Raw genomic sequence first — 4,231 nt, forward strand, 5'->3', positions numbered from 1 at the left:
AAAAGGGGCTCCGCCCCCTCTGGACTCCCCCGCCCGTATCGGGACCAGCCCTGAGGTTCGGTCGGACCAACACGGGGCGGTTGGGTCGGACCAACACGGGGCAGTGGGGCGGAAGTTGTCGGGGGGCGCGAGAGGCGAGGTTGTCGCGGGGCGGAGGTTGTGGCGGGGCCGGGGGTGGAGGTTGTCGCAGGGTGGGAGTGGGGGTGTCTCGGGCGGAGTGGGGTGGGGGGTGTCTCGTAGGGGGTGGTCAGGTGACTACTGCCAGGACTGTGCCTACTTCTACTTGTTGGCCGGGGGTTACGTGGAGGGCGGTGAGGGTGCCGGTGGTGGGGGCTACTACTTGGTGTTGCATCTTCATGGCTTCCAGCCAGATGAGGGGCTGGCCGGCTGTTACGGGGGTGCCTGGTTCCAGGGGGGTGGCCAGGCGGACCACGGTGCCGGGCATTTGGGCCAGGAGGGAGCCTGGTTCGTGGGTGGCTTCGGGTTGGGGGAGGCGGGGCAGGGCCGTGAAGGCGTGAGGGCCTGTGAAGCGGTGGGGGCCGTAGGCGGCTACGGGGAACTCGCGTCGTACACCGTCCAGTTCGAGGGTCACCTGGTGGGGGGCTGTGCTCAGGACGCGGGTGTTCGGGGCTTCCACCGGGGTCGGGCCCTCGCGGGTCCAGGTGTAGCGGACTTCGTGGGGCGTGCCGGAGGTGTCGGTGTAGCGGCGTACCTGGGGGGCGGAGGCCAGGTTGCGCCAGCCTCCTACGCGGGTGGCTATGGCGGGGCGGCCAGGTTCGGGGCGGGTGGCGTCGGCCAGGGCTATGACCAGGAGCGCGGTGCCGGCGTCTGCGGGGGGCGCCGTGAGGGGGGTGAGGTGGCGGTCGTAGAAGCCGGTGTCGAGGCGCGCGGCGGCGAAGTCGGGGTGGCGCAGGGAGCGTACGAGGAGGTCGCGGTTGGTCAACGGGCCGTGCACATCGGCCCGTTCGAGGGCGCGTGCGAGCTTGCGTACGGCGGCGTCCCGGGTGGGGGCCCAGGCGATGACCTTGGCGAGCATCGGGTCGTAGTGCATGCCGATCTCGCTGCCGTCGGCGAAACCCGCGTCCACACGTACGTCTCCGGGGACGTGGAGCCGCCAGAGAGTGCCGGTCTGTGGTTGCCAGTCGCGGGAGGGGTCCTCGGCGTAGAGGCGGGCCTCCACCGCGTGGCCGTGCGCGTGCGGTGGGCCGCCGGGTGGGAGGGGGTCGCCCTCGGCGACGCGGATCTGCTGTTCGACGAGGTCGAGGCCGTGCACGCACTCGGTGACGGGGTGCTCGACCTGGAGGCGGGTGTTCATCTCCAGGAAGTAGGGCCGCCCGTCCTCGGAGACGAGGAACTCGACCGTTCCCGCTCCCTCGTAGGAAACGGCGCGGGCGGCGGCGACGGCGGCGTCCTGGAGGGTGTCGTGGAGCGCCTCGGGAAGCCCCGGTGCGGGGGCCTCCTCGATGACCTTCTGGTGGCGGCGCTGGAGCGAGCAGTCGCGGGTGCCGAGTGCCCATACCTGGCCGTGCGCGTCGGCGAGCACCTGTACCTCGACATGGCGTCCGCGCTCCACGTAAGACTCGATGAAGACTTCCCCGTCACCGAAGGCGGAGGCCGCCTCTGCGCGCGCTGCCTCGGTCTCGCCTTCCAGGGCTGCCAGTTCCCGCACGACACGCATGCCGCGTCCGCCGCCACCGGCCGAAGCCTTGACGAGTACGGGCAGGTCGGACGCGCGGACGTCCGTGGCCGCGAGAGGCGCGAGGAGGGGGACGCCGGCCTCCGTCATGAGTTTCTTGGCGCCCGTCTTGGACGCCATGGCCTCGATCGCGGCGGGCGGCGGCCCGATCCAGGTGAGCCCCCCGGCGGCGACGGCGCGGGCGAAGTCGGCGTTCTCGGAGAGGAACCCGTACCCGGGGTGCACGGCGTCGGCTCCCGCGGCCAGTGCGGCCTTCACGATCAGATCGCCGCGCAAGTAGGTGTCGGTGGGCGCGCTGCCAGGCAGCCGTACGGACGCGTCCGCCTCCCGCACGTGGGGTGCCTCGGCGTCCGGGTCCGCGTACACGGCCACCGTGGCGATGCCCAGATCGCGGCACGTACGGAAGACGCGCCGCGCGATCTCGCCTCTATTGGCGACCAGAACGGAAGTAATCATGTTTCGCCCTCACATCCGGAAGATGCCGAAGCCGCCACGGGCGCCCTCGACGGGTGCGGTGTGGACGGCTGACAGGCACAGGCCGAGCACGGTGCGCGTATCGCGCGGGTCGATGACGCCGTCGTCATAGAGCCGTCCGGACAGGAACATCGGCAGCGACTCGCTCTCGATCTGCTCCTCGACCATGGCCCGCAGCCCGGCGTCGGCCTCCTCGTCGAACGGCTTGCCCTTGGCCGCGGCCGACTCGCGCATGACGATGGAGAGCACCCCTGCGAGCTGCTGCGGGCCCATGACGGCCGACTTGGCGCTGGGCCAGGCGAACAGGAAGCGGGGGTCGTAGGCACGCCCGCACATCCCGTAGTGCCCCGCGCCGTAACTGGCGCCCATCAGCACCGACAGGTGCGGCACCTTGGAGTTGGAAACCGCGTTGATCATCATCGAGCCGTGCTTGACGATGCCGCCCTGCTCGTACTCCTTGCCGACCATGTAACCCGTGGTGTTGTGCAGGAACAGCAGCGGAATGTCGCGCTGGTTGGCCAGTTGGATGAACTGGGTGGCCTTCTGGGACTCCTCGCTGAAGAGCACCCCTTGCGCGTTGGCGAGGATGCCCAGCGGGTACCCGTGCAGCCGCGCCCAGCCCGTCACCAGGCTCGCCCCGTACAGCGGCTTGAACTCGTCGAAGTCCGAACCGTCCACGAGACGCGCGATCACCTCGCGCGGGTCGAACGGCACCTTCAGATCGCCCGGCACGATCCCGAGCAGCTCCTCGGTGTCGTACAGCGGCTCGGCCACCACCTCCTGCGGCGGATCGGCGTTCGCCTTACGCCAGTTCAGGCGGGCGACGACCCTGCGGGCCTGGCGCAGCGCGTCCGGCTCGTCCAGCGCGAAGTGGTCGGCGAGACCCGAGGTACGCGCGTGCATGTCCGCGCCGCCCAGCTCCTCGTCGTCGGCCTCCTCGCCGGTCGCCATCTTGACCAGCGGCGGCCCCCCGAGAAAGACCTTCGCGCGCTCCTTGACCATGATCACGTGGTCGGACATCCCGGGGATGTACGCGCCTCCCGCTGTCGAGTTCCCGAACACGACGGCCACCGTCGGAATCCCCGCCTCCGAGAGCCGCGTGATGTCCCGGAAAAGGGCGCCTCCAGGGATGAAGATCTCCTTCTGACTCGGCAGATCGGCACCCCCCGATTCCACGAGGCTGATGCACGGCAATCGGTTCGCATACGCGATCTCATTCGCCCGCAGCGCCTTCTTCAACGTCCACGGATTACTCGCCCCACCCCGCACGGTCGGATCGTTCGCCGTAATCAGACACTCGACCCCCTCGACCACCCCGATCCCGGCCACGAGCGAGGCTCCCACCGCGTAGTCGCTGCCCCACCCCGCCAACGCCGACAGCTCCAAAAACGGCGTATCCGGATCGACCAACAACTCAACGCGCTCCCGCGCCAGCAACTTGCCGCGCTTCCGATGCCGCTCGACATACTTCTCACCCCCACCCTCGACCGCCTTCGCCTGCTCGGCCTCCAACGCCGCGAGCCTGCCCAGCATCGTGTCGCGGTTCTCCGCGTACTCCGGGCTGTTGACGTCGAGTGTGGACCTGACTTCCGTCACGTCAGCAGTTCCTCCGGTATCTCCAGGTGCCGCGAGCGCAACCACTCCCCCAGCCCCTTCGCCTGCGGATCAAAACGCGCCTGAGAGGCCACGCCCTCCCCGAGAATGTCCTCGATCACGAAATTCAACGCCCTGAGATTCGCCAGTTCATAGCGGGTTATCGGCAACTCCTTTACCTCTGGCAGAAGTTCGCGCAGCCTGTCGACGGTCAACTCCCTGCGCAGCCACTCCCAAATCCGGCCATCGAAATCCCGAGCCCACACCCCAATATTGGCGCTCCCCCCTTTGTCCCCACTACGAGCCCCCACCACCTCACCAAGCGCCCCCCACCAACCGCCCCGTCCCTCTCCACGGGACAACTCCACTCGCGAGCCGCCTCCCAAATTCGGGGAGGGGGAGTCCAGAGGGGGCGAAGCCCCTTTTGGCGGGGGGCCGTCGGGGGGCGGGGCCCCCCGCCCCCCGGCC

Annotated in this window: 3 protein-coding genes; all 3 read right to left on the bottom strand. The window is 69.6% G+C overall.

From position 1 onward, the window contains the following. Positions 1–247: 247 nt before the first annotated feature. Positions 248–2,152, bottom strand: a complete 1,905-nt coding sequence (locus NMN56_RS42755) for an acetyl/propionyl/methylcrotonyl-CoA carboxylase subunit alpha (protein WP_274046081.1) — start codon at positions 2,150–2,152, stop codon at positions 248–250. Between the two features lie 9 nt (positions 2,153–2,161). Beyond that, positions 2,162–3,766 carry an acyl-CoA carboxylase subunit beta gene (locus tag NMN56_RS42760; RefSeq protein ID WP_274046080.1) on the bottom strand — a complete coding sequence of 535 codons (1,605 nt, stop codon included), beginning with the start codon at positions 3,764–3,766 and terminating at the stop codon, positions 2,162–2,164. Further along, on the bottom strand, positions 3,763–4,231 hold a 469-nt coding region (locus NMN56_RS42765; protein ID WP_430542858.1), incomplete at its 5' end, for an AtuA-related protein. The genes NMN56_RS42765 and NMN56_RS42760, both read right to left, overlap by 4 nt.

It is taken from the genome of Streptomyces iconiensis, assembly GCF_028657195.3.
In the GTDB taxonomy this organism is placed as follows: Bacteria; Actinomycetota; Actinomycetes; order Streptomycetales; family Streptomycetaceae; genus Streptomyces; species Streptomyces iconiensis.